27 protein-coding genes are annotated in these 23,302 nt (G+C 52.5%); 9 read left to right on the top strand and 18 right to left on the bottom strand.

The genetic code is table 11. The features are described from left to right. Nucleotides 1-69: 69 nt before the first annotated feature. The 3 genes from yrbN (at nucleotide 70) to mtr (ending at nucleotide 3,425) form a co-directional block, all read left to right on the top strand. Entirely contained in the window at nucleotides 70-150 is an 81-nt protein-coding gene (yrbN, locus tag A1WG_RS24125; RefSeq protein ID WP_010723222.1) for a protein YrbN, read from the top strand. After that, entirely contained in the window at nucleotides 143-2,026 is a 1,884-nt protein-coding gene (gene deaD / locus A1WG_RS15525) for an ATP-dependent RNA helicase DeaD (RefSeq protein ID WP_001517159.1), read from the top strand. The genes yrbN and deaD overlap by 8 nt, the downstream gene beginning before the upstream one ends. Before the next feature lie 154 nt (nucleotides 2,027-2,180). Then, a complete protein-coding gene (mtr, locus tag A1WG_RS15530; protein ID WP_001517158.1) occupies nucleotides 2,181-3,425 on the top strand; it encodes a tryptophan permease in 1,245 nt (414 codons plus the stop codon). Nucleotides 3,426-3,554: 129 nt separating this feature from the next. Here mtr and A1WG_RS15535 read toward each other — a convergent pair whose 3' ends face one another. From A1WG_RS15535 to A1WG_RS15545, 3 genes are all read right to left on the bottom strand, one after another. Then, nucleotides 3,555-4,562, bottom strand: a complete 1,008-nt coding sequence (locus tag A1WG_RS15535) for a luciferase-like monooxygenase (protein ID WP_001517157.1) — start codon at nucleotides 4,560-4,562, stop codon at nucleotides 3,555-3,557. Nucleotides 4,563-4,642: 80 nt separating this feature from the next. Next, entirely contained in the window at nucleotides 4,643-5,521 is an 879-nt protein-coding gene (locus A1WG_RS15540) for a U32 family peptidase (RefSeq protein WP_001517156.1), read from the bottom strand. Nucleotides 5,522-5,529: 8 nt separating this feature from the next. Next, a complete protein-coding gene (locus A1WG_RS15545; RefSeq protein ID WP_001517155.1) occupies nucleotides 5,530-6,525 on the bottom strand; it encodes a ubiquinone anaerobic biosynthesis protein UbiU in 996 nt (331 codons plus the stop codon). 208 nt (nucleotides 6,526-6,733) lie between these two features. Between A1WG_RS15545 and A1WG_RS15550 the strand changes: the two genes are divergently transcribed. Both A1WG_RS15550 and A1WG_RS15555 read left to right on the top strand, forming a co-directional pair. Next, the gene (locus tag A1WG_RS15550) at nucleotides 6,734-7,258 is read left to right on the top strand and encodes a ubiquinone anaerobic biosynthesis accessory factor UbiT (protein WP_001517154.1); all 525 of its coding nucleotides are present in this window, start codon (nucleotides 6,734-6,736) and stop codon (nucleotides 7,256-7,258) included. Further along, nucleotides 7,252-7,755, top strand: coding sequence for a GNAT family N-acetyltransferase (locus A1WG_RS15555; protein ID WP_000908549.1), 504 nt, complete (start codon nucleotides 7,252-7,254; stop codon nucleotides 7,753-7,755). The genes A1WG_RS15550 and A1WG_RS15555 overlap by 7 nt, the downstream gene beginning before the upstream one ends. On the opposite strand, the gene yhbQ is transcribed toward A1WG_RS15555, so the two are convergent. Beyond that, nucleotides 7,742-8,044 (bottom strand): DNA damage response exodeoxyribonuclease YhbQ, encoded by a 303-nt coding sequence (gene yhbQ, locus A1WG_RS15560; RefSeq protein WP_000189335.1) that lies wholly within the window; start codon nucleotides 8,042-8,044, stop codon nucleotides 7,742-7,744. The genes A1WG_RS15555 and yhbQ overlap by 14 nt on opposite strands. A gap of 50 nt (nucleotides 8,045-8,094) precedes the next feature. Here yhbQ and A1WG_RS15565 point away from each other — a divergent pair, with 50 nt between their 5' ends. From A1WG_RS15565 to A1WG_RS15575, 3 genes are all read left to right on the top strand, one after another. Beyond that, entirely contained in the window at nucleotides 8,095-8,517 is a 423-nt protein-coding gene (locus A1WG_RS15565; protein ID WP_000449448.1) for a YhbP family protein, read from the top strand. A 42-nt stretch (nucleotides 8,518-8,559) separates the two neighbouring features. Then, entirely contained in the window at nucleotides 8,560-9,195 is a 636-nt protein-coding gene (locus tag A1WG_RS15570; RefSeq protein ID WP_001517153.1) for an NAD(P)H-binding protein, read from the top strand. A gap of 72 nt (nucleotides 9,196-9,267) precedes the next feature. After that, nucleotides 9,268-10,308, top strand: coding sequence for a permease (locus A1WG_RS15575; protein WP_001517152.1), 1,041 nt, complete (start codon nucleotides 9,268-9,270; stop codon nucleotides 10,306-10,308). A 112-nt stretch (nucleotides 10,309-10,420) separates the two neighbouring features. On the opposite strand, the gene dolP is transcribed toward A1WG_RS15575, so the two are convergent. From dolP to lpoA, 4 genes are read right to left on the bottom strand one after another with little or no spacing between them, the layout of a single operon-like run. Beyond that, nucleotides 10,421-10,996 (bottom strand): division/outer membrane stress-associated lipid-binding lipoprotein, encoded by a 576-nt coding sequence (dolP, locus tag A1WG_RS15580; protein ID WP_000646038.1) that lies wholly within the window; start codon nucleotides 10,994-10,996, stop codon nucleotides 10,421-10,423. A gap of 9 nt (nucleotides 10,997-11,005) precedes the next feature. Then, nucleotides 11,006-11,596 carry a DnaA initiator-associating protein DiaA gene (diaA, locus tag A1WG_RS15585; protein ID WP_000893477.1) on the bottom strand — a complete coding sequence of 197 codons (591 nt, stop codon included), beginning with the start codon at nucleotides 11,594-11,596 and terminating at the stop codon, nucleotides 11,006-11,008. A 19-nt stretch (nucleotides 11,597-11,615) separates the two neighbouring features. Beyond that, on the bottom strand, nucleotides 11,616-12,011 hold the full coding sequence (locus A1WG_RS15590; protein ID WP_000246845.1) for a YraN family protein: 396 nt from the start codon (nucleotides 12,009-12,011) through the stop codon (nucleotides 11,616-11,618). Continuing rightward, on the bottom strand, nucleotides 11,969-14,005 hold the full coding sequence (lpoA, locus tag A1WG_RS15595; protein ID WP_001517151.1) for a penicillin-binding protein activator LpoA: 2,037 nt from the start codon (nucleotides 14,003-14,005) through the stop codon (nucleotides 11,969-11,971). The genes A1WG_RS15590 and lpoA overlap by 43 nt, the downstream gene beginning before the upstream one ends. A gap of 64 nt (nucleotides 14,006-14,069) precedes the next feature. On the opposite strand from lpoA, the gene rsmI reads away from it, so the two are divergent. Beyond that, entirely contained in the window at nucleotides 14,070-14,933 is an 864-nt protein-coding gene (gene rsmI / locus A1WG_RS15600) for a 16S rRNA (cytidine(1402)-2'-O)-methyltransferase (protein WP_000809251.1), read from the top strand. 65 nt (nucleotides 14,934-14,998) lie between these two features. On the opposite strand, the gene A1WG_RS15605 is transcribed toward rsmI, so the two are convergent. From A1WG_RS15605 to agaV, 10 genes are all read right to left on the bottom strand, one after another. After that, nucleotides 14,999-15,712, bottom strand: a complete 714-nt coding sequence (locus A1WG_RS15605; RefSeq protein WP_001517150.1) for a galactosamine-6-phosphate isomerase — start codon at nucleotides 15,710-15,712, stop codon at nucleotides 14,999-15,001. Between the two features lie 228 nt (nucleotides 15,713-15,940). Beyond that, nucleotides 15,941-16,732: a PTS galactosamine transporter subunit IID gene (gene agaD, locus A1WG_RS15610; RefSeq protein ID WP_000534352.1), complete on the bottom strand. Its 792-nt coding sequence runs from the start codon at nucleotides 16,730-16,732 to the stop codon at nucleotides 15,941-15,943. After that, entirely contained in the window at nucleotides 16,722-17,525 is an 804-nt protein-coding gene (gene agaC / locus A1WG_RS15615) for a PTS galactosamine transporter subunit IIC (protein WP_000544465.1), read from the bottom strand. The genes agaD and agaC overlap by 11 nt, the downstream gene beginning before the upstream one ends. A 38-nt stretch (nucleotides 17,526-17,563) precedes the next feature. After that, the gene (gene agaB, locus A1WG_RS15620; RefSeq protein WP_000098037.1) at nucleotides 17,564-18,040 is read right to left on the bottom strand and encodes a PTS galactosamine transporter subunit IIB; all 477 of its coding nucleotides are present in this window, start codon (nucleotides 18,038-18,040) and stop codon (nucleotides 17,564-17,566) included. A gap of 168 nt (nucleotides 18,041-18,208) precedes the next feature. Further along, nucleotides 18,209-19,069, bottom strand: coding sequence for a tagatose-bisphosphate aldolase subunit KbaY (kbaY, locus tag A1WG_RS15625; protein WP_001517149.1), 861 nt, complete (start codon nucleotides 19,067-19,069; stop codon nucleotides 18,209-18,211). A 12-nt stretch (nucleotides 19,070-19,081) separates the two neighbouring features. Beyond that, nucleotides 19,082-20,236, bottom strand: coding sequence for an AgaS family sugar isomerase (locus tag A1WG_RS15630; protein WP_001517148.1), 1,155 nt, complete (start codon nucleotides 20,234-20,236; stop codon nucleotides 19,082-19,084). A 464-nt stretch (nucleotides 20,237-20,700) separates the two neighbouring features. Beyond that, on the bottom strand, nucleotides 20,701-21,135 hold the full coding sequence (gene agaF, locus A1WG_RS15635) for a PTS galactosamine/N-acetylgalactosamine transporter subunit IIA (RefSeq protein WP_000948828.1): 435 nt from the start codon (nucleotides 21,133-21,135) through the stop codon (nucleotides 20,701-20,703). 17 nt (nucleotides 21,136-21,152) lie between these two features. Continuing rightward, nucleotides 21,153-22,031: a PTS N-acetylgalactosamine transporter subunit IID gene (gene agaE, locus A1WG_RS15640; protein WP_001517147.1), complete on the bottom strand. Its 879-nt coding sequence runs from the start codon at nucleotides 22,029-22,031 to the stop codon at nucleotides 21,153-21,155. Continuing rightward, a complete protein-coding gene (gene agaW / locus A1WG_RS15645) occupies nucleotides 22,021-22,800 on the bottom strand; it encodes a PTS N-acetylgalactosamine transporter subunit IIC (RefSeq protein ID WP_000406200.1) in 780 nt (259 codons plus the stop codon). Before agaW ends, agaE begins: the two co-directional genes overlap by 11 nt. A gap of 10 nt (nucleotides 22,801-22,810) precedes the next feature. Continuing rightward, nucleotides 22,811-23,284: a PTS N-acetylgalactosamine transporter subunit IIB gene (gene agaV, locus A1WG_RS15650; RefSeq protein ID WP_001517146.1), complete on the bottom strand. Its 474-nt coding sequence runs from the start codon at nucleotides 23,282-23,284 to the stop codon at nucleotides 22,811-22,813. Nucleotides 23,285-23,302: the final 18 nt, after the last annotated feature.

The following is a 23,302-nucleotide window of genomic DNA, read 5'->3' as shown; positions in this document are numbered from 1 at the left end:
CATCACCTTAACGGGTGAGGGCGTTGTTGTTCGTTAATACACCTACTTTGAGCCGGTTCACACTTTTCAATGAAAATTGCTGATCAATTTCATGATGAGTTATGTAGACTGGCCGCCATTAATTTTGAGGCACACGTACTACATGGCTGAATTCGAAACCACTTTTGCAGATCTGGGCCTGAAGGCTCCTATCCTTGAAGCCCTTAACGATCTGGGTTACGAAAAACCATCTCCAATTCAGGCAGAGTGTATCCCACATCTGCTGAATGGCCGCGACGTTCTGGGTATGGCCCAGACGGGGAGCGGAAAAACTGCAGCATTCTCTTTACCTCTGCTGCAAAATCTTGATCCTGAGCTGAAAGCACCACAGATTCTGGTGTTGGCACCGACCCGCGAACTGGCGGTACAGGTTGCTGAAGCAATGACGGATTTCTCTAAACACATGCGCGGCGTAAACGTGATTGCCCTTTACGGCGGCCAGCGTTATGACGTGCAATTACGTGCCCTGCGTCAGGGGCCGCAGATCGTTGTCGGTACTCCGGGCCGTCTGCTGGACCACCTGAAACGTGGCACTCTGGATCTCTCTAAACTGAGCGGTCTGGTTCTGGATGAAGCTGACGAAATGCTGCGCATGGGCTTCATCGAAGACGTTGAAACCATTATGGCGCAGATCCCGGAAGGTCATCAGACCGCTCTGTTCTCTGCAACCATGCCGGAAGCGATTCGTCGCATTACCCGCCGCTTTATGAAAGAGCCGCAGGAAGTGCGCATTCAGTCCAGCGTGACTACCCGCCCTGACATCAGCCAGAGCTACTGGACTGTCTGGGGTATGCGCAAAAACGAAGCGCTGGTACGTTTCCTGGAAGCGGAAGATTTTGATGCGGCGATTATCTTCGTTCGTACCAAAAACGCGACTCTGGAAGTGGCTGAAGCCCTTGAGCGCAGCGGTTACAACAGTGCTGCCCTGAACGGTGACATGAACCAGGCACTGCGTGAGCAGACTCTGGAACGTCTGAAAGATGGTCGTCTGGATATCCTGATCGCGACCGACGTTGCGGCCCGTGGCCTGGACGTTGAGCGTATCAGCCTGGTGGTTAACTACGATATCCCGATGGATTCCGAGTCTTACGTTCACCGTATCGGTCGTACCGGTCGTGCGGGTCGTGCGGGTCGTGCGCTGCTGTTCGTTGAGAACCGCGAGCGTCGTCTGCTGCGCAACATTGAACGTACTATGAAGCTGACCATTCCAGAAGTAGAACTGCCGAACGCAGAACTGCTGGGCAAACGCCGTCTGGAAAAATTTGCTGCTAAAGTACAGCAGCAACTGGAAAGCAGCGATCTGGATCAATACCGTGCACTGCTGAGCAAAATTCAGCCGACTGCAGAAGGTGAAGAGCTGGATCTCGAAACTCTGGCTGCCGCACTGCTGAAAATGGCACAGGGCGAACGTACTCTGATCGTGCCGCCAGATGCGCCGATGCGTCCGAAACGTGAGTTCCGTGACCGTGATGATCGTGGTCCGCGCGATCGTAACGACCGTGGCCCGCGTGGTGACCGTGAAGATCGTCCGCGTCGTGAACGTCGCGATGTTGGCGATATGCAGTTGTACCGCATTGAGGTGGGTCGTGATGATGGCGTTGAAGTTCGTCATATCGTTGGCGCAATTGCTAACGAAGGTGACATCAGCAGCCGTTACATCGGTAACATCAAGCTGTTTGCTTCTCACTCCACCATCGAATTGCCGAAAGGTATGCCGGGTGAAGTGCTGCAACACTTTACGCGTACCCGCATCCTCAACAAGCCGATGAACATGCAACTGCTGGGCGATGCACAGCCGCAAACTGAACGTCGTGGTGGTGGTCGTGGTGTCGGTGGCGAGCGTCGTGAAGGCGGTCGCAACTTCAGCGGTGAACGCCGTGAAGGTGGTCGTGGTGATGGTCGTCGCTTCAGTGGCGAACGTCGCGAAGGCCGTGCACCGCGTCGTGAAGAGTCTACCGGTCGTCGTCGTTTCGGTGGCGATGCGTAATTCGCGCTGATCAGCGAATACATTCTGTAAAATAATATATACAGCCCTAATCATATCGATTGGGGCTTTTTTTTATTTCTTTTGTACTCGCGTACTGGTACAGTGCAACACATAACAACGCAGTCGCACTATTTTTCACTGGAGAGAAGCCCTTATGGCAACACTAACCACCACCCAAACGTCACCGTCGCTGCTTGGCGGCGTGGTGATTATCGGCGGCACCATTATTGGCGCAGGGATGTTCTCCTTGCCCGTGGTCATGTCCGGGGCGTGGTTTTTCTGGTCAATGGCGGCGCTAATCTTCACCTGGTTTTGTATGCTGCATTCCGGATTGATGATTTTGGAAGCTAACCTGAATTATCGAATCGGTTCGAGCTTTGATACCATCACCAAAGATTTGCTGGGCAAAGGCTGGAATGTCGTCAACGGTATCTCTATTGCCTTTGTGCTCTACATTCTGACCTACGCCTATATTTCTGCCAGCGGTTCTATTTTGCATCACACCTTCGCGGAGATGTCGCTGAATGTTCCGGCCAGAGCGGCAGGTTTTGGTTTTGCACTGTTGGTGGCGTTTGTGGTGTGGTTGAGCACCAAAGCAGTCAGCCGTATGACGGCGATTGTGTTGGGAGCGAAAGTTATTACATTCTTCCTCACCTTCGGTAGCTTGCTGGGGCATGTGCAGCCTGCGACATTGTTCAACGTTGCGGAAAGCAATGCGTCTTATGCACCGTATCTGCTGATGACACTACCGTTCTGTCTGGCGTCGTTTGGTTATCACGGCAACGTACCAAGCCTGATGAAGTATTACGGCAAAGACCCGAAAACCATTGTGAAATGTCTGGTGTACGGTACGTTGATGGCGCTGGCGCTGTATACCATCTGGTTGCTGGCGACGATGGGCAACATTCCGCGTCCGGAGTTTATTGGCATTGCAGAGAAGGGCGGAAATATTGATGTGCTGGTGCAGGCATTAAGCGGTGTGCTGAACAGTCGTAGTCTGGATCTGCTGCTGGTAGTGTTCTCAAACTTTGCGGTAGCGAGTTCGTTCCTCGGCGTAACGCTGGGCCTGTTCGACTATCTGGCGGATCTGTTTGGCTTTGATGATTCGGCATTGGGGCGCTTTAAAACGGCACTGTTGACCTTTGCGCCACCTGTCGTTGGTGGCCTGCTGTTCCCTAACGGATTTCTCTACGCCATTGGTTATGCTGGTTTAGCTGCTACCATCTGGGCGGCAATTGTTCCGGCTCTGCTGGCCCGCGCATCGCGTAAACGCTTTGGCAGCCCGAAATTCCGCGTCTGGGGCGGCAAACCGATGATCGTTCTGATTCTGCTATTTGGTATTGGCAATGCATTGATCCATATTTTATCGAGCTTTAATTTGCTGCCGGTGTATCAGTAATCATCTGTGCCTTATCCGACATTTCTGCTGCCTGCACAATGCCTGATGCGCTTCGGTTATCAGGTCTACGTAGGGCGGCGTTGCCAGGTCGGATAAGGCTTCCCGCCGTATCCGACAAAATAAAACACACTATCCCAGTAAATCTTCCTTCACATCCATCGCCAGTTCAAACGAATGCAGCCGCGCCTTGTGGTCGAAAATCTGCCCGTTAACCATAATCTCATCAGCGTCGGTTTCGCGCAGGATCGACTGTAAACCGTGACGCACTTTCGCTTTATCGCCCACCAGCGACATACTCAGCGCCTGCTGCACGCCATACTGCTCGGACGGCGACCAGAACTGATCCATATTCTGAATCGGTGGTGGCAGTTGCCCGGTTTCACCGCGGCGTAGCTTCACAAAGGCTTGCTGCATCGAGGTAAACAGGAATTCAGCGTCGCGGTTGCTATCAGCGGCGATGATATTGATACACACCATTGCGTACGGTTTCTCCAGTCGTGCGGAGGGTTTGAAGTTGCTGCGATAAAGTTGTAGTGCCTGGAACAGCATATCCGGCGCGAAGTGTGAGGCAAAGGCAAACGGCAGGCCGAGCTGCGCCGCCAGTTGTGCGCTGTAAAGGCTGGAGCCTAATAACCACACCGGGATTTTCTCGCCATAGCCTGGCACCGGGCGTACATGTGGATTGGGATCACGAGCGTCAAACCAGTCCACCAGCTCAGCAACATCGCGGGGGAAATTATCAATATCACCACTCATATGGCGACGCAGCGCCATCATTGTCCGCTGATCGCTACCTGGAGCACGACCCAGCCCCAAATCGATTCGACCCGGATAGAGCGTATTGAGTGTGCCGAACTGTTCTGCAATTACCAACGGTGAATGGTTAGGTAACATCACGCCGCCGGAACCCAGATGCAACGTGGTGGTATTCGCTGCCAGATAGCCAATCAACACCGATGTCGCCGCACTGGCAATGCCGGTCATATTGTGATGTTCCGCCAGCCAGTAGCGATGATAGCCGCGCTTTTCAGCCAGACGAGCCAGGTCCAGAGAGTGGGAGAACGCTTCTCGCGCCGTTGAACCTTCGGGGATGGGGGCCAGATCGAGTAGCGAAAACGGAATGGTTTTATCAGTCATAACAGCTCACTTTGTTACCGATTAATCTTTAATACTGCATTAAAGAGTAGTTAAAGTTGTTAACAAAGTGAGCTATTTACTTACGCTTGCAGTTCCAGCCCTGCCAGCCGTTTCCAGTAACCGTTGCAGTCGCTATTAGCCGTTAACGGCAGCGGCGCAGCGCCATTTTCATTGGCGCGGAAGGCGTCGAGCATAGCAAAAGTGTCTGTACCCTGCGGTGACAGGCGAACCACATCGACCAGCCCCTGCATTGACGCCAGCTCGTTACCGAGGTTGTAAACATAGCCGCTCATGGTCTGAATGCCGTTGAGCACAAACACCTGCTGATCTTCCTGTGACAGCACGTTGCGCCCGTTCGGATATTTAATGCAGCAGGTTTCGCACTCATCTTTCGGGCGATCCTCCGAGCGTGCGGTGAAGCAGCGGGCTGAGTACGCCAGCGGCAGATGGCCGTAGCTCAAGACTTCCACTTCAAACTGGTTGCGAATACCCAGTTCATCACACTGATTGAGCAGATTCACCAGCCAGTCGCGGGAAAGTTCTACCGGCATACACCAGCGCATCATGCCCTGTTTGAGCAATATTTTCAGCGTCACTGCGTTGTAGCAGTTCAGCGCATGCCCGGCGACGAACGGGAGTTTGCGTTCGGCGCACATATTCACCACGCCGAGATCGCTGGCTTCAATCAGAAATTCGCCGTTCTCAACATAGCGTTTCAGTTCGCCCAGCTCGGAAGAGGCCTGTACCAGCGCCAGCGTGGAGAGCACAATCTGCTTGCCACTTCCGGCGAGCGATTTTGCCATCTCCAGCCAGTCGCCAACTTTCGTTGCCCGACGCTTGCTGCATACCGCTTCACCAAGATAAATCACGTCGGCGCTGCTGGTGGCGGCCTGCTGATAAAATTCTTCCAGCGTCTCTTTTGGCCAGTACCACAGCACTGGCCCTAAGGAATATTTCATTGCTTTTCTCACTGCCATTTACGGTGATATGCGCCAAGGGTGGTTTGCGTGCCTTCGGACATCGACCCGAGCGTCTCCATCCACGCGTTTTGCGGCACGAAGTTTTGCGGATCGGCCTTACAACGGTCGATAGCCTGACGCCAGACTTTCGCCACCTGGCTGACATACGCCGGGCTACGCTGGCGGCCTTCGATTTTCACCGAAGCAATATTCGCCGCCATTAGCTCAGGCAGCAGTTCCAGGGTATTGAGACTGGTTGGTTCTTCCAGTGCGTGATAGCGCTCGCCGTCCACCAGATAACGCCCTTTACACAGCGTCGGATAACCTGCGTTTTCGCCGTCCTGATAACGGTCGATCAGCACCTCGTTAAGGCGGGATTCCAGCCCCTGCGGCGTTTGTTGCCAGCGCACGAAGCGGGCAGGAGAACACGCACCCACGGTGTTGGGCGACTCACCGGTCAGATACGACGACAGATAGCAACGTCCTTCCGACATAATGCACAGGCTGCCGAAAGCAAAGACCTCCAGCGGAACTGGCGTGACCCGTGCCAGTTGTTTCACCTGGTGAATCGACAGTACGCGTGGTAGCACCACGCGGGCGACATCAAAATGGCGATGATAAAAGTTAATTGCCTCTTCATTGGTCGCTGAAGCCTGCACCGACACGTGACGCTCAATATGTGGGTAACGCTCGGCGGCGTACTCCAGCATGGCAAGATCGGCAAGGATCAGCGCGTCGGCACCCAGTTGTGCCGCCATATCCACGGCACGTTGCCAGCGGGCGTAGCCGTCCGGGTGCGCAAAAGTGTTAATCGCGATGTGAAGTTTGCGGCGATGTTGATGGACAAAACTCACCGCTTCCTGCAATTTTTTCTCGGTAAAGTTAAGGCCGGCGAAGTGACGGGCATTGGTATCATCTTTTAGCCCGATATAAACAGCATCTGCGCCGTTTTCGATGGCCGCCTTAAGCGCCGGGAGATTTCCGGCAGGGCAGAGCAGCTCCATAATTTTTCCTGAAGGTTGCGCTATCAAAACGCAAAAATGTTAACGAACTGGGATTTTAGTTAACCTTGCTGCGACAATTTTTGATTTAAGGCAGTTAAAGTTGTATTGGTGGTAGCAGCAATTTCATATGGAATTGTTGATTTATACCGCTATGTTATTTTCCTGATATGGCAAAATAGGATGATTGTTGAAACAGGGAGTAAAACTCGTGTTGGATAAACTGCGTTCCCGTATTGTGCATTTGGGGCCATCTCTGTTGAGTGTACCGGTAAAACTGACGCCATTTGCGCTAAAACGCCAGGTTCTTGAGCAAGTCTTAAGCTGGCAATTCCGCCAGGCGCTGGACGATGGCGAGCTGGAGTTCCTTGAAGGCCGCTGGTTAAGTATTCATGTGCGTGATATTGACCTGCAATGGTTTACCTCGGTGGTGAATGGCAAACTGGTCGTTAGCCAGAACGCGCAAGCAGACGTGAGTTTTAGTGCCGACGCCAGCGATTTGCTGATGATCGCAGCGCGTAAACAGGATCCGGATACACTTTTCTTCCAGCGTCGGCTAGTGATTGAAGGTGATACGGAGCTGGGGCTGTATGTGAAAAACCTGATGGACGCCATTGAACTGGAGCAAATGCCAAAAGCCTTACGCATGATGCTGCTGCAACTGGCGGATTTTGTTGAGGCGGGGATGAAAACCACGCCTGAAACCAAACAGACATCGGTAGGTGAACCATGCTAATTCGAGTAGAAATTCCCATTGATGCGCCGGGTATTGATGCCCTGCTGCGTCGTTCATTCGAAAGCGATGCGGAAGCGAAGCTGGTTCACGATCTGCGTGAAGATGGCTTTCTGACGCTGGGACTGGTGGCGACAGATGACGAAGGCCAGGTCATTGGCTATGTGGCATTCAGTCCGGTAGATGTGCAGGGCGAAGACCTGCAATGGGTTGGCATGGCTCCGCTGGCGGTAGATGAAAAATATCGCGGGCAAGGGCTGGCACGCCAACTGGTCTATGAAGGACTGGATTCGCTTAATGAGTTCGGCTATGCCGCAGTGGTAACGCTGGGCGATCCGGCGCTGTACAGCCGTTTTGGCTTTGAACTGGCGGCGCATCACGATCTGCGTTGCCGCTGGCCGGGCACAGAAAGTGCCTTCCTGGTACATCGTTTAGCGGATGACGCGCTGAATGGTGTAACCGGGCTGGTTGAGTACCACGATCACTTCAATCGCTTTTAACCTCCGGGGTTTGCAGGCTACTTAATAACTCTGCAAACCCAGCGCCTTCCGCAACCAGGCATTCTTTCTGTCGTTTGGTCAGTTGCTTGACGCGATATTCCGCCCGTAATGCCAGCGAACGGTCGCCAACCGGTGCGGAAAATGCCAATGTCAGTTTGCCTTTCCCGCGCAGTGCTTTCGCCCCTTTACCGCTTTGATGCTGCTGATAGCGGCGTTCGACGTCCGTGGTGATCCCGGTATAAAGCTTATTGTCGGCGGTACGAATCAAGTAAAGGAACCAGGGTGTCATCGTCTGTGTCACATGTTAAGGTCTGGCCAACAGTATAAAAGAGAACAGAAATGGAAACACTCACCGCAATTAGCCGTTGGCTGGCAAAACAACATGTTGTCACCTGGTGCGTGCAGCAGGACGGGGAACTGTGGTGCGCCAATGCCTTTTATCTTTTTGATGCGCAGAAAGTTGCATTTTACATTTTGACGGAAGAAAAAACGCGCCATGCGCAGATGAGCGGGCCGCAGGCTCCGGTTGCCGGAACGGTAAATGGTCAGCCGAAAACGGTGGCATTAATTCGTGGCGTGCAGTTTAAAGGTGAGATCCGCAGACTGGAAGGTGAGGAAAGTGACCTCGCACGTCAGGCCTATAATCGCCGCTTCCCGGTTGCCCGGACGCTGTCGGCACCGGTGTGGGAAATCCGCCTCGATGAGATAAAATTCACCGACAACACGCTGGGCTTTGGGAAAAAACTGGTCTGGCAACGGTAACCTATAGTTAAACATGAGTACATATACAGGGCCGGAGGCAATATGAGTCAGGTTTTAATTACAGGCGCAACGGGGCTGGTGGGTGGGCATCTACTGCGGATGTTGATTAATGAACCGAAAGTACAGGCTATTGCCGCGCCGACGCGACGCCCATTAGCAGATATGCCGGGAGTCTATAACCCACACGATCCACAATTGACCGACGCGCTGGCGCAGGTCACCGATCCGATAGACATTGTTTTTTGTTGCCTTGGCACCACGCGGCGGGAGGCGGGCAGTAAAGAGGCATTTATTCACGCTGATTACACGCTGGTGGTGGATACGGCATTAACCGGACGGCGGCTGGGCGCGCAGCATATGCTGGTGGTCAGTGCGATGGGGGCAAACGCGCATTCACCATTTTTTTATAACCGCGTCAAAGGGGAGATGGAAGAGGCGTTAATTGCTCAGAACTGGCCGAAACTGACCATCGCTCGCCCGTCGATGTTGCTGGGCGATCGTAACAAACAGCGGATGAACGAAACCCTTTTTGCGCCACTGTTCCGTTTGCTACCAGGGAACTGGAAATCCATTGATGCGCGAGACGTGGCGCGGGTAATGCTGGCAGAAGCGATGCGGCCAGAGCATGAAGGCGTGACCATTTTAAGCTCTTCAGAATTACGCAAAAGAGCTGAATAATTATTCCCAATAATTGATGGTGAGCGTAATATTCTCGCGCTCAATTATCATAACTTTTTCCTGGGGAATGCTATGGCTGGTCAGTCTTCATCTCAGGCGGCAACGCCCATTCAGTGGTGGAAACCCGCGCTTTTCTTTCTCGTTGTCATTGCCGGACTCTGGTATGTGAAGTGGCAACCCTACTACGGTAAGGCCTTTACCGCCGCCGAAACCCACAGCATCGGTAAATCAATCCTCGCACAGGCGGATGCCAATCCGTGGCAGGCAGCGTTGGATTACGCGATGATCTACTTTCTTGCAGTATGGAAAGCGGCGGTGCTGGGTGTGCTCCTCGGATCGTTGATTCAGGTATTGATCCCTCGTGACTGGTTGTTGCGCACGCTTGGACAATCGCGCTTTCGCGGGACGTTACTGGGAACGCTGTTTTCACTGCCTGGAATGATGTGTACCTGCTGTGCGGCACCGGTCGCGGCGGGGATGCGCCGCCAACAAGTGTCGATGGGAGGGGCGCTGGCATTCTGGATGGGGAATCCGTTGTTAAACCCAGCAACGCTGGTGTTTATGGGCTTTGTTCTCGGCTGGGGTTTTGCGGCGATTCGCCTGGTGGCGGGTCTGGTGATGGTGTTGCTGATTGCAACACTGGTACAAAAATGGGTGCGTGAGACACCGCAAACGCAGGCACCGGTCGAAATCGACATGCCAGAAGTGCAGGGCAGATTTTTTAGCCGCTGGGGCAGGGCGCTGTGGACGCTTTTCTGGAGTACGATCCCGGTTTATATCCTGGCAGTGCTGGCGTTGGGGGCTGCTCGCGTCTGGCTGTTCCCCCATGCTGATGGCGCTGTCGATAATAGCCTGATGTGGGTGATAGCGATGGCGGTAGCGGGATGCTTGTTTGTCATTCCCACGGCGGCAGAAATTCCGATTGTGCAGACGATGATGCTGGCAGGGATGGGAACCGCTCCGGCGCTGGCATTATTGATGACCCTTCCGGCGGTGAGTTTGCCGTCGTTAGTTATGCTGCGCAAAGCGTTTCCGGCGAAGGCATTATGGCTGACGGGAGCGATGGTGGCGGTATCGGGTGTTATTGTCGGCAGTCTGGCGCTGTTGTTCTGATTCGAGGGAAAACATGTCGGATGCGGCGCAAGCGCCTTATCCGACCTGTGGTTTGTGCCATTGTAGGCCTGATAAGACGCGGCAGCGTCACATCAGGCTTTACAAAGAGCTGTTATTTAATAAACGTAAATGCCGTGGTCACACGTTTCACACCACTCACCCGGCTGGCAATATCTGCCGCCGCTTTCGCCTCACGCTCAGTCACCAGCCCCATCAGGAACACTTCGCCGTTTTCGGTGGTTACTTTCACGTTAGACGATTTCACCAGGTCGCTTGCCAGCAACTGCGAGCGAACTTTAGTGGTGATCCACGTATCATTCGACGCTTCGCCCAGACCAATTGGTTGGCCCTGACGAATCTCGTTATACACTTCGTTGGCACCGTCTACGCCCATCGCAATCTGTTTTGCACGAGCCGAAAGTTCGGTGTTTGGTGACTGCCCAACCAGCAGCACTTTGCCCTGATAGGCCGTTACATTAATGCGCGCTTCTTTCTTAATTTGTTCATCTTTCGACAATGCGCTGTTAACGCGCACTTCCAGGGTGCCATCGTCCACCTGGGTGCCGACACTGCGCGGATCGGTCGCTGCTTTAGTTCCCACAGCGGCTGTACCCACTACGGCAGCAGCAACACAACCTTGCAACAGCAGTGCGGAAATAAGGACTGCGATTGGCGATAATGCCTTCATGTATTCTCCTTAATCATCCTGGTGAGGGAAAAGCGTGTTATCGATCAGATCGCACAGGCAATTTACCGTCAGCATGTGCATTTCTTGAATGCGAGCACTACGATGCGAAGGAATACGGATCTCCACGTCTTGCGGCCCTAACAACCCTGCAAGTTCACCGCCGTCATAGCCGGTTAATGCCACAATAGTCATATCACGCGTAACGGCGGCTTCAACAGCTTTAACGATATCGCGGCTGTTACCGCGAGTAGAAATGGCTAACAGCACATCTCCCGCATGTCCCAGCGCCCGTACCTGTTTTGCATATACTTCATCATGCAAGCGATCATTGGCAATCGCCGTTAAGACAACATTATCAGTATTTAGTGCAATGGCAGGTAAGCTGGGCCGCTCCGTTTCGAAACGGTTGATCATGCTGGCAGCAAAATGCTGTGCGTTGGCAGCGGAAGTCCCATTACCACAACAGAGGATTTTGTTGCCATTAAGCAGAGACTGAACCAGCGTCATGGCTGCACGGGAGATGGCATCCGGAAGCGCCTCTGCCGCCGCAATTTGAGTTTGAATGCTTTCAGTGAAGCAAGCTTTTATTCTTTCTAGCACGCTAATCCTTAAACCTTAATTATGAGTGGTCATTAAAGGCATCCTTAATCCACTCAACATCATTCCCGGTGAAGGCTACCACATCGAACCGGCAATCCACAGTATCAAAACTCCCATTATGGCGCGCGAGCCACAAGCGGGCAGTCTGTAATAATTTGTGTTGTTTGCTACGGGTCACACTGGCTGCTGCGCCGCCGTAGAGTGCAGAGCGGCGGTAACGCACCTCGACAAAAACGGTGGTCTGGCCTTCACGCATTATCAAATCGATCTCGCCGCCACGCTCGTTCACGTTGGCGGCGACAAACTGCAGTCCTTTGCCTTCCAGCCAGCGACGCGCTTGTTTTTCCCACGCATCGCCGGTCTGTTTAGTGGTTAACTGGCGGGGACTACCTGACCTTGTTGGTACTGTAGCCATGATAACTTCCTGTTAATCACGCAATCCGGGTTAGCCGTCAGACCTCCGGTATTACCGTTGATTTCAAACCCCTGAACCTGGCGCATTTGCGAGAAATGATTCGCCAGTGACCAGGCATCGACACCCATTGCATACATTCGCGCCAGCGAATAATCGTTGTTCACAGCACTGAGTGCCTGCTGCATTAATGACAGGTTACTCCCTGCCAGCATTGGGATTTCACTGTACTGTAAACCTTCCATCTCCAGGCGGAAATCAGGACCCGCGGAGCCTTGTGCGCTGCGGGAGCTGGCGTACAGCGTTGCGCCGCTCTGGCTGCCGTTACGCATGGTAATCATCGGCTTGATGAAGGCGATTTCGCCTGGCGTTGCCACAATGTATACCGCATCGACACGACCGCCATTATTGGTGAACTGGTCATCGGTTGGCGTGGTTTGCAGCGTTGGGTTGTTTGTGGTCATGCCGGAATCGGTTGTCGTTCTGGGGGTAATCGGACTCCCCGTTAAAGCGATACCTGAACCGCCGTTGACACCCGCGCGTAATTCGCTGGTAGAGCCGAATTTTTGTTGTAGAACGGTGCCGCCGCCCAGTTTCTGCCACTCTTGCGCAAACGCATTTGCTACGCGATCACCCAGCGAACTGCGCGGGATCAGCACCAGCGGCGCTTGTTTGCCCTGGTCACGAATATGACGTGCTGCATCGCGCGCTTCATCTTCCGGCGACAGCGCGAAATAACAGATGTTGGCACGGTTTTCGATATTTTCCGGCTGGTTAAGCGCCAGCACGTTCAGCGGGGTGTTGCTCTTCAGCAACTCTTCAACGTTATTTTTCAGCAGCGGGCCGACCACAATACTCGCGCCGTCCTGCTGTACCTGGTTGAGGATCTGGCTAAGCGGTTGTGAAGAAGTATCGTAGATTTTCAGTTCTGCTGACGGATTTGCTGGTGCGCTTACTGCTGCGGTGGTTGCAGTTGGGGTGTTTACAGGCACCGGCTGTGCCTCGGTTTCTTCACCCGTCAGATCGCTAACAGAGGCCTGTGCCGGGCTGGCAACGCCATCCACGGTTTGCGGTTGGGGCTGTTCTGTGACGTCCGCGGCAGGTGCGGCAGCTACCTGCGCTGCTACTGGTTGAGTACCGATATTTTTCGCCGCTTCAAATCCTTGCTGAATAGTGCGACCAAACACCGCGGCCTGACCATTCAACGGCAACAGCAGGGCGATTTTATTGGTTGACGCTGGTTTAAACGCTTTTACGTTTACCAACTGCGTTGGCAGCATTTTCGCGCCCGGATTGTTCGGGTAACGTTTCTGCCAGTCGGTAATGCCGGCCTTCATCATGTCGGGATCGTTGCGGTTATCAAACCAGACGCGTTGCAGATCCAGCCAGCCTTGCAGGATATTTTCGTCGGCGTTGATCACCAGCGTATTCGCCTGCTCCTGAGTCATGGAGGAGAGCGCCTGCCAGGTAGCGTCAATATTTTGCTGTTTTTCTTTCGCCCCGAGCAGCGGTTCCTGAGCAATTAAAGCGCGCAATAAATCAATGGAAGGACGCCCCTGGCTGGCATCGATTTTTGCCTGCCAGTAACGTGCCTGCTGGTTTGGCTCTAAATCTGCCGGAGTAATTTTAACCAGCAAGGTTTGCGCGCCAGTAAAATCTTTCTGTGCCAGTTTAATTTCTACTGCCAGCAGAGTTTTCTCGCGACGCTGGGTATCGTTCAGTTCCTGCGGCAGTTGGTTAAATAATTCTACCGCTTGCCCGGTTTTACCTTCTTTCACCAGTGCACGAATGGCGAGTAATTGCCAGTTGATCCTGGTATCATCAGAGCTTTGCTGCATCTGCTGCAGATAAAAGGCAGAATCAGCCTGCGCCGTGCCCTGCATATAGGCAGTGGACTGATCGGGGGTATGGGTGCCACAACCGGCGAAAATCAGGGCTGCCAGAACAACAGGCAGACAACGCGCGGCTTTCAAACGAGAAAATGTTGAGGGTACCATAATGTATCCAGTGATATTTTTTTTACGCAATGCTCAATATTAAATCGGCAATACGGACGACACAATGAAACAACACCAATCGGCGGATAATTCTCAAGGTCAGCTCTACATTGTACCGACGCCAATCGGCAATCTGGCAGATATCACCCAGCGTGCGCTGGAGGTATTGCAGGCCGTTGATCTGATTGCCGCCGAGGATACGCGTCATACCGGTTTACTGCTGCAACATTTTGGGATTAACGCCCGATTGTTCGCCTTGCACGACCATAACGAACAACAGAAAGCAGAAACACTGCTGGCGAAACTGCAAGAGGGGCAAAACATTGCGCTGGTGTCCGATGCCGGAACGCCGCTGATTAACGACCCTGGCTACCATCTGGTGCGCACCTGCCGTGAAGCGGATATTCGCGTGGTGCCGCTACCGGGGCCGTGTGCTGCCATTACAGCATTAAGCGCCGCGGGTTTGCCATCAGATCGTTTTTGTTATGAAGGTTTCCTGCCTGCTAAATCAAAAGGTCGCCGTGATGCGCTAAAAGCCATTGAAACGGAACCGCGCACGCTGATTTTTTATGAATCCACCCACCGTCTGTTAGACAGCCTGGAAGATATTGTCGCGGTGCTGGGCGAATCGCGCTACGTAGTGCTGGCTCGCGAACTGACCAAAACCTGGGAAAACATTCACGGCGCGCCCGTAGGCGAACTGCTGGCGTGGGTAAAAGAAGATGAAAATCGCCGCAAAGGTGAAATGGTGCTGATTGTCGAAGGGCATAAAGCACAGGAGGATGATTTGCCCGCCGATGCGCTGCGCACGCTGGCGCTGTTGCAGGCAGAACTGCCGCTGAAAAAAGCGGCGGCGCTGGCAGCAGAAATTCACGGCGTGAAGAAAAACGCGCTGTATAAGTATGCGCTGGAGCAGCAAGGGGAGTGATATATCTCCGTGGCCCCGTTTGAAGAACCCAGGGGCCACTTGCTTTTGCCTGGCTTAGGGGGATGTTAACGATGACGCATCCCATCAATCAAACATGTGAAATGGTTATGTAGCCATAAAAACGAAGCGGGGATAGTGGTGGAGACTGTGGCTGTGAGAAAACGTTCTGTCGCATCCTGCTTTCCTTCGCCAGTCACCAGTAGCAAAACTTCGTGGGCATTGAGAATATCCTTCAAGCCTAAGGTGATCCCCCGGGTCACGGGGTGACCAGCGGTTTTTAACATCTCATGTTGCTGGGTTTTCACATCAAGTTGGCTGATATGGCAGGCCGGTTGCAGGCTTTCTCCCGGTTCGTTCAGTCCCAGATGACCGTTTTTCCCCAATCCGAGAACGCACAAATCGAGACCACCTTTGCGTGCAATTAAATCCGTTACCCGCTCGCACTCTGTCTCGTTTATCCCTTCGGAACGAAAGCTGATGAGCTGGTCTTCACGTAACCCCAGCGGCTGCACGATATGTTGCTGAAGGAAGGTTTCGCAGGTGCCGGGCGCGGTTAATGGCAGATCTACCCATTCGTCGAGCTTCACGAAGGTCAGTTGGCTGGCATCAACGTGCTGCTGGTGGATTTTTTCCACCAGATAACTGTAGGTAAGCACGGGGGTTGCGCCGGTCGCGAGGCAGATGACTGCATTGGGTTTGTTGCGGATTAACGTCAGCAAATGTTCGCTGGCGTGTTCACTGAGCGCAGTGTAGTCATCGAAGTGCTGTAAGGTTTGCATGAGGAGAAATTCCTTGTGTAGAGAGGCACCGTCAGGCGCGATGCGAAGACCGATGACAAACGCTAAATTGCCTGATGCGCTACGCTTATCAGGCCTACGTGATCTCTGCAATATATTGAATTTGTGTGCTTTTGTAGGCCGGACAAGGCGTTCACGCCGCATCCGGCATGAACAAAGCGCACTTTGTCAACAATCTGAGGCACCGTCAGGCGCAGTGCCTCATTCCATTTACAAAATACCGAATGCGGAACAAACGATGGAAAGCACGAACGTGACGGCGATTAACAGCACCGGATGCGCTTTTTTCACCCGTAATAAGTAATACATCAACAGGGTGTAAGCCATCGGCAAAATATTCGGGAAGACTTTATCGAAGAAATCCTGTTGCAGCGCGACGCTGTGAGTACTGTCGATAGCAAACGACGTCACGACGTTAATATGTACATACGAAGCGATCAGCCCGCCGATTACCGTGATCCCGAGGATAGTTGCCGAACGGGCGATCATCTGCGAGTTCTCTCGCACTTTATCAATCGCCTTCACACCGACCGAATAACCAACGTGAGTCCAGCCAACGCGCAGGAAAAAGATAAGCAGGTAAACGGCGAAAAACAGAATCGGCCCCAACAGGTTTCCCTGGCTGGCAAACGATGAGCAAATCCCCGCCATAATCGGCAATAAGGTAAACCAGAAAATCGCATCGCCAATCCCGGCGATTGGGCCAAACAGCGCCACTTTGAGGCCTTTAATGGTGTCGCGATTTTCCCCTTTCTCTTCCATCGAAATGAGTAATCCCATCAGGAATCCGACCAGATTCGGGTGGGTGTTAATAAATTCGAGGTTATCTTTCATCGCCGCGCTTAAGCCCGGTTTGTCGTCCTTATAAATCTTTTTCAGGATCGGCAACATCGCCCAGGTAAATCCCCCCGCCTGCATCCTTTCGTAGTTAAAGCTCGCTTGCAGCAGCGATGAACGAAAGCCCAGACGGGTGATATCTTTTTTACTGATTTCAGATCCCATTGCTGTAGTCCTCTTCTTCATTTTTACTGGCAACGGGCTGCGGTTGCGCTTGCTGCCGGGATTTCGCATTGAAAAATTCATACACCGCAAAACCTGCCCCCAGTACGGCGACCGGTAACAGGTTGCTGACCTGGATGTAGCAAACAAACAGGAAACCGGCGATCAGGTAAGGGATGTATTGCGCTTTGAACATCACGCGCAGCAGCAGACCAAAACCAACGGCAGGTAAAATACCGCCGGCCACTTCAAAACCATGAGTCAACCAGGCTGGCATCGCCTTTACCAGCGCCTGCATCGCGCCTTGCGCCAGGTAGGTACAAAGAAACGCAATCACTGCATATGAAGAGGCAACAATCAGCATCGTTATCCAGTTAAGTCGGGAAAACGCGGCCGTATCCGCCTCTTTCGCGCATTTATCCGCTTTGGTCATAAATAATGAGAAAGCGGAATAGAAAAACAGAATGACGTACTGCATTAACAAACTAAACGGCAGGCCAAGACCAATTGCCGTTTTGGCATCCACCCCCGTAGACCACGCAATGACGGTAGTCATCAGACCCGCCATGATAGGGTTGGGCGGTTGAACACCACCGGCAGGGGTTAATCCGGCGAACGCCAGTTCTGTCAGACCACCGGTAATTAAGCCGGTCTGAATATCACCGAGTATTGCTCCAGTAAGGGTACAAACGATTATCGGACGGAATAAAAACAAGGCTTCCAGCCAAAAATCAATCCCCAGAACGAAAACTAATGCCGCCAGGGATAGCCCCTGAATTAGGGTTATTTCATGCATTTTTATTACCTCAAACCAATATTAAGGCGATTTTAGATTTAGTCAGGTATTTGTTCTTTTTGATCACCGGGGACGTCCTGAATAAAAACATTCACGCCGCGTTGCTTAATAAAACGTAAATCAGCGAGATCCTGAAAATCGACATAAACTTTACTGCTGATTTGCTTTTTCCCTTCCGAGAAATGCATATTTCCGACGTTAACGTCTTTCAGTTCTATTCCCCCTTCCACCAATTTACGTACTGTTTGCGGTGTACGGCAAATCAGGAATATCTTCTGATGTGGTGCAGCTTTGCCGATGACGTTAATGGTTTTTTCGACAGTAAAGAAACGAATGCCAAAACCGTAAGTTTCCGCGGTAATGCCCATTAATTTCTGTTGAATATCATCATTAGCGACAACATCATCCACGACCACCAGCAAATTTGCGCCGATGGTGGATGTCCAGGTAACGCCAACCTGGCCATGAACCAGACGATTATCAATACGGGTTAAGAGAATATTTGGACTGCTCATTTTTAATCCTCACCATAAAAGTTGAATAATATAATTTATTTAAATATATTACTGTTGCGATATTATATTGGTGTATTTATTAAATTTTAATAATCTCCTTTACCATTAAGGCACTACCCGATATTAACCGGGCAGCACACTCAAATAAATCGTAAAAAAAATCAATAATTACGCGGAAATTCTATTTTCTGAACCACAGACATTAATTTTGTTTCTGACAACTTCTTTCATTGCATCCATGCCGACGCGCATATAATAACGAGGATCATTACCTTGCGGATTTTCCGCAAACCAGGCTTTTACTGCGCCAGCGAAGGCTATTTTTAATTCCGTGGCAACGTTCACTTTTGTGACGCCAAGTTCAATAGTGCGACGGACAAATTCATCCGGGACATCGCTGGCACCATGCAGCACCAGTGGAATATCCACCACTTCACGAATTTCCGCCAGTCGCTGGAAATCAATCTTCGGCGTTTTGCTGTATAACCCGTGCGCCGTACCAATCGCCACCGCCAGGCTGTCGACGCCCGTTAGTTCGACAAAGCGTTTAGCTTCTTGTGGGTCGGTAAGGAACGCGCTTTCGGCGTCAACGCTCATATCATCTTCCACACCGCCCAAGCGACCCAGTTCCGCTTCCACGCTGCAATCCTGCGAGTGGCAGAAGTCGACAACCGATTTCACCAGCTTCACGTTCTCGACAAACGGGAAGTGACTGCCGTCGATCATCGCACTGCGCACGCCGGCGTGGACTTTACGGCGAATATCATCCAGCGATTCGTGGTGGTCGAGATGCAGCGCCAGCGGCATGTTGTAGGTCGTGGAATAGGCGCTACACAGGGCGTAGATCTCTTCCAGGGCGATATGTTTAAAGGTGCCCGGCGTCCCGGCGAGGATCACCGGCGATCGCATTTCACTACATACTTCGAGGATCGCCTGGATCGTCTCGGCGTTATGAATGTTAAAGGCAGGCACTGCGTAACCATTGGCCAGGGCATCCTGTAACAGATATTTGGTGGAGATAATGCTCATAATGCGATCCTCTTATGCCTGCCACGGATGAATAATGACACCTTGCACCACACGGTTAACGGTGCCGCTGGCTGATGGGGTATCCGGCGTATTGCCCATATACAGCGACTGCATCAGTGCAAACGTCTGAGCGTATATCAGGAAGCAAAATGCCTGCTCAACGTCGATAAAGTGACGGGACGGCGGCAGGATGATATGCGGACCCGCAGTGATAATGTCGTTGCTTTCAGCGGCGATGGCGATCACGCGCATTGCCTGGTTATCGCGGCGTAATTCTGCCAGCAGATCAAGATCATACTGACGGGTATAAGGGTGGTTGGAGACAAACACCACCACCAGCGTTTCGTCATTGACCAGCGATTTCGGGCCATGACGGAATCCGGTTGGGGAATCATAAAAGGCCGCCAGCTTACCCGCAGTCAGTTCCAGTACCTTCAACGCCGACTCGCGTGCCGCGCCTTGTAAGCCACCGCTGCCGAGATAAACGATCCGTTTCCACGGCGCGTAACCAAACACACCTTCGCTGAAATCGCCCAGCGAGGTCAGGATTACCTGGCAACGATCCGCCACGTCACGGAAGGTCTGGCTGTTGATCGTCTCTGGCGCGAAAACCGCGAGGCAACTGGCCATCATGGTGGTAATGCTGCTGGTCATCGCAAAGCCGCGATCGTGCGTTTCTGCTGGCATCAGCAGGGCAAACGCGTTGTCGCTGTTAATCGCGTTTTGATAGAGATCGCCCGCTTCGTTACAAGTGATCGGCAAGTGGTAGCACTCCGGCACAAACTGATTCGCCAGTTCCACGGCAGCGACGCTTTCCGGGCTGTTGCCGGAACGACCGAAGGAGATCAGCAGCAGAGGATGAGCTGGATTCAGGTAATCCATTGGATTAGTGACCAGATCGGTGGTCGGTACGGCGCTGAAGTTTTTTCCAGTCTGGCTGGCGAGCCATGGCGCGATGATGTCACCGATAAATGCCGAGGTTCCGGCTCCGGTCAGGATGATCCGCAGATCCTCTTTGCGCAGTAACGGTTCAAGGAAGTTATCGAGCGCAGAACGTAACGTGTCGATGTTGGTGAGCGAACGGATCCATGCGCGAGGCTGATGGCGGATCTCTTCTTCAGTCCATGTGCCGGTGGTTGCAGCAGCAGGGGTGTAATTTTCTGGCATAACGCAATCCTTAGTCTGATGAACTTGACTTCAGGCGGGTAGCTTTCGCTTGCCTTTCGTTTCATTTCACTTGGTTATTTCTTTCGTTGATTAAAATTTATAGAAAAGAAACTGAAAGTTCAATGGTGAAAAAAGAAATAAAACGAAATTTGTGATCGTTGAAAGAAAAGATAAGGGAAGTGAAAGGGATTGTATGATGGTGTAAATATCAGCACTGATTGCCGGATGCGGCGTAAACGCCTTATCCGCCTGGCTGTCACCAGCCGTAGGTCGGATAAGACATCCGACATTTACGCCGCAACGACGCTCCGTAGGTCGGATAAGACGCGTCAGCGTCGCATCCGACACCGGTGCAAAGGTCAAAACAAAAGAAAGACCTTGCGGGGGGAAGTGAAAGCCAGAAAAGAAACGAAAGTGTAAAACGTCACCCACTGTCTTTTACTAACAGCGGCAGGGCGCTTACCTTATATCCCTTCCTCGACCGGACATTCTTCATGGCAGCGATCCAGCTCGTCCACCAGACTGGTCAGCCCACGGTGTCCGCACTCCAACGCCTGCACGCGAAACTCTTCGCTACTTAATCCTTCACGTTCCAGCACCATCTCCAGTAACAGTTGCAAATTGGTGCCGGTGATCACTTCACAGCCCGGTTTTTGCATCGCCAGCGTTGAAGCCACGCGAAACGGCGTGCCGCCGAGCAAATCCGTCAGAAAAACAATGCCGTCTTCACAATCCAGTTGGGCGATGGCTTCTTCAAGCTGCGATGTAAGCAGCGCGGTGCTTGAGGTTTCCGGAAAATCGATGGCGATAAACTGCGATTGCTCACCGAGAATTTGTTTCATCGCTTTTTCCATGCCGCTGGCAAATCCGCCATGCCCTGTCAAAATAATACTTAACATCTATTACCTCATTGTATTTAAAGGAAATGGCAAAATTTACCGACGATGCCGAGAACCACCGTGATTGCAATCAGGCGCAACGGACTCCAGCCGCGACGTACCAGCCAGAACATGGTCAGGGTATAGACCAGCGGTAAGAAGGCAGGCATCAGTTTGTCGATAACGTCAGCCTGCAACTTAACCACTGCGTCGCCCGCCGTGATTTCCAGAGTGGTGCTTAAACGGACATAGGTTGCAACCAGCGCGCCGATTACCGTCATCCCGACGATAGACGCCGCATGGCCGACTTTTTTGGTATTCGCTTTAATCAGCGGGATCGCCGCGACGCCCATGCGATAAGCGTAATGTGCAAGGCCAAAACGCATACCGAGATGCACCACGTTGAACAGAACAATAAATACGACAGCGCCGAGAATAGATCCTTGCAACGCCAGACTGGCACCAATCCCGCCACAAATTGGTAGCAACGTCAGCCAGAACATCGCATCGCCAATCCCGCCCAGCGGCGCACCGACAGCAATCTTGGTGCTCTGAATACTGTTAACGTCCTGCTTGGAACGCTCCATCGCGAGGATAATGCCAATAACAAACGTCACCAGAAACGGGTGAGTATTGAAGAAACCCATATGCCCTTTCATGGCGCGCGCCAGGTCGCGTTTATTGGTGTGGATCTTTTTCAGTGCAGGTAACAGACCGTACAGCCAACCGGAAGCCTGCATACGTTCGTAGTTGAAAGAAGCCTGTAACAGCATGGAACGCCATGCGACGCGATTGATATCTTTTTTCGTTAGCTCTGCGCCAATGCTCTGATCTTCATATACGTTTTCATTGACGCCGTTCAGCAGTGTTTCTTCATTTTCGCTGACGTTCGGCAGGGTCGTTTGATTAGATGCCATCTTCAAATTCCTCTTTCTGTGCCGCAGGTTGAGTCGGTTCAGGAGATTTACGCAGCAGGTCGATCAGCGCCATCGCCAGCGCGGCGGCGGCAATAGCCAACACCGGTAACTTGAGCCAGGCGGCGGCAACGAACCCCAGGATGAAGTAAGGGATATAGACGTTTTTCATCATGATTTTCAGTAGTACGGCAAAACCGATTGCTGGCATGATGCCGCCCGCGACGCCGAGGCCGTCGATTAACCGTTGCGGCAGGACATCAATGATGGTTTTGGCATGTTCCGCACCGAAGTAAATTGGCAGGAAAGCGCAGAGAAAATAGAAGGTGCCGAGCGCCAGTAGCGCCAGATAGTTTACGCGCTCAATACCGCGCGTATCGGCATTCTCCGCCATTCGGTCGCAGCGGGACATCACACCAGACATCACCGAGAACAGGAAGGTAATCCCCATTTGTACCGCGACCGCGAAAGGTACGGCGACGCCGACCGCGACATCCGGTTTCACGCCGGTAGTGATGGCAAATGCCGTGCCGACGATAGTACCGATAATCACGTTAGGTGGCTGTGCGCCCGCCAGCGGAGCCAGCCCCATCCACACCAGTTCCAGTGTACCGCCAGTTAAAATACCGGTATGCAGATCGCCAAGTACCAGTCCGACCAACGGCCCGAGAACCACCGGGCGGTGTATATGGGTTAAGCCGTTAAACATATCCAGGCCTGCGATAAAGGCGATAATGCCCAACGCGAATGCCTGCAACAGACTGATTTCCATGATGAATCCCTCAAAGTAATTTAAAGAGGTCCACAGCAGGTTCTGTCGGGACGCCCTGAACGAAGCATTCCACCCCTGCGGATTTCAGGTCGTTAAATGCCGCGATATCGCCCGCATCCACAGAAACCGTTTTGGCGATTTGCTGTTTGCCATTGGCGTAGTGCATATTGCCAACGTTAATGCGGTTAACCGGAACGCCACCTTTAACCAGCGTCAGGAAATCGGCTGGTGTTTTACAAACCAGCAAGATTTTCTGCCGATCAGCAGCGCGGTGGATGTTGTCGATCACTTTTTGTAGTGTCCAGAAACGCACGGCGATCCCTTCTGCCAGCACCATTTCCATCAGGTTTTGTTGTACCGGCTCTTCGGCAACCTCATCATTGGCTACCAGAACCAGATTTGCCCCCGCAAATCCAACCCACTGAACGCCGACCTGACCGTGAATCAAGCGTTCATCAATCCGGCTTAAAACAATATTTGGCATAGCGTGTTCCTCGTTTTT

Source organism: Escherichia sp. KTE96 (assembly GCF_000408525.1).
Lineage (GTDB): Bacteria > Pseudomonadota > Gammaproteobacteria > Enterobacterales > Enterobacteriaceae > Escherichia > Escherichia marmotae.
The sequence above is the reverse complement of the archived record's forward strand: the minus strand, read 5'-3'. Positions and strand labels throughout refer to the sequence as shown.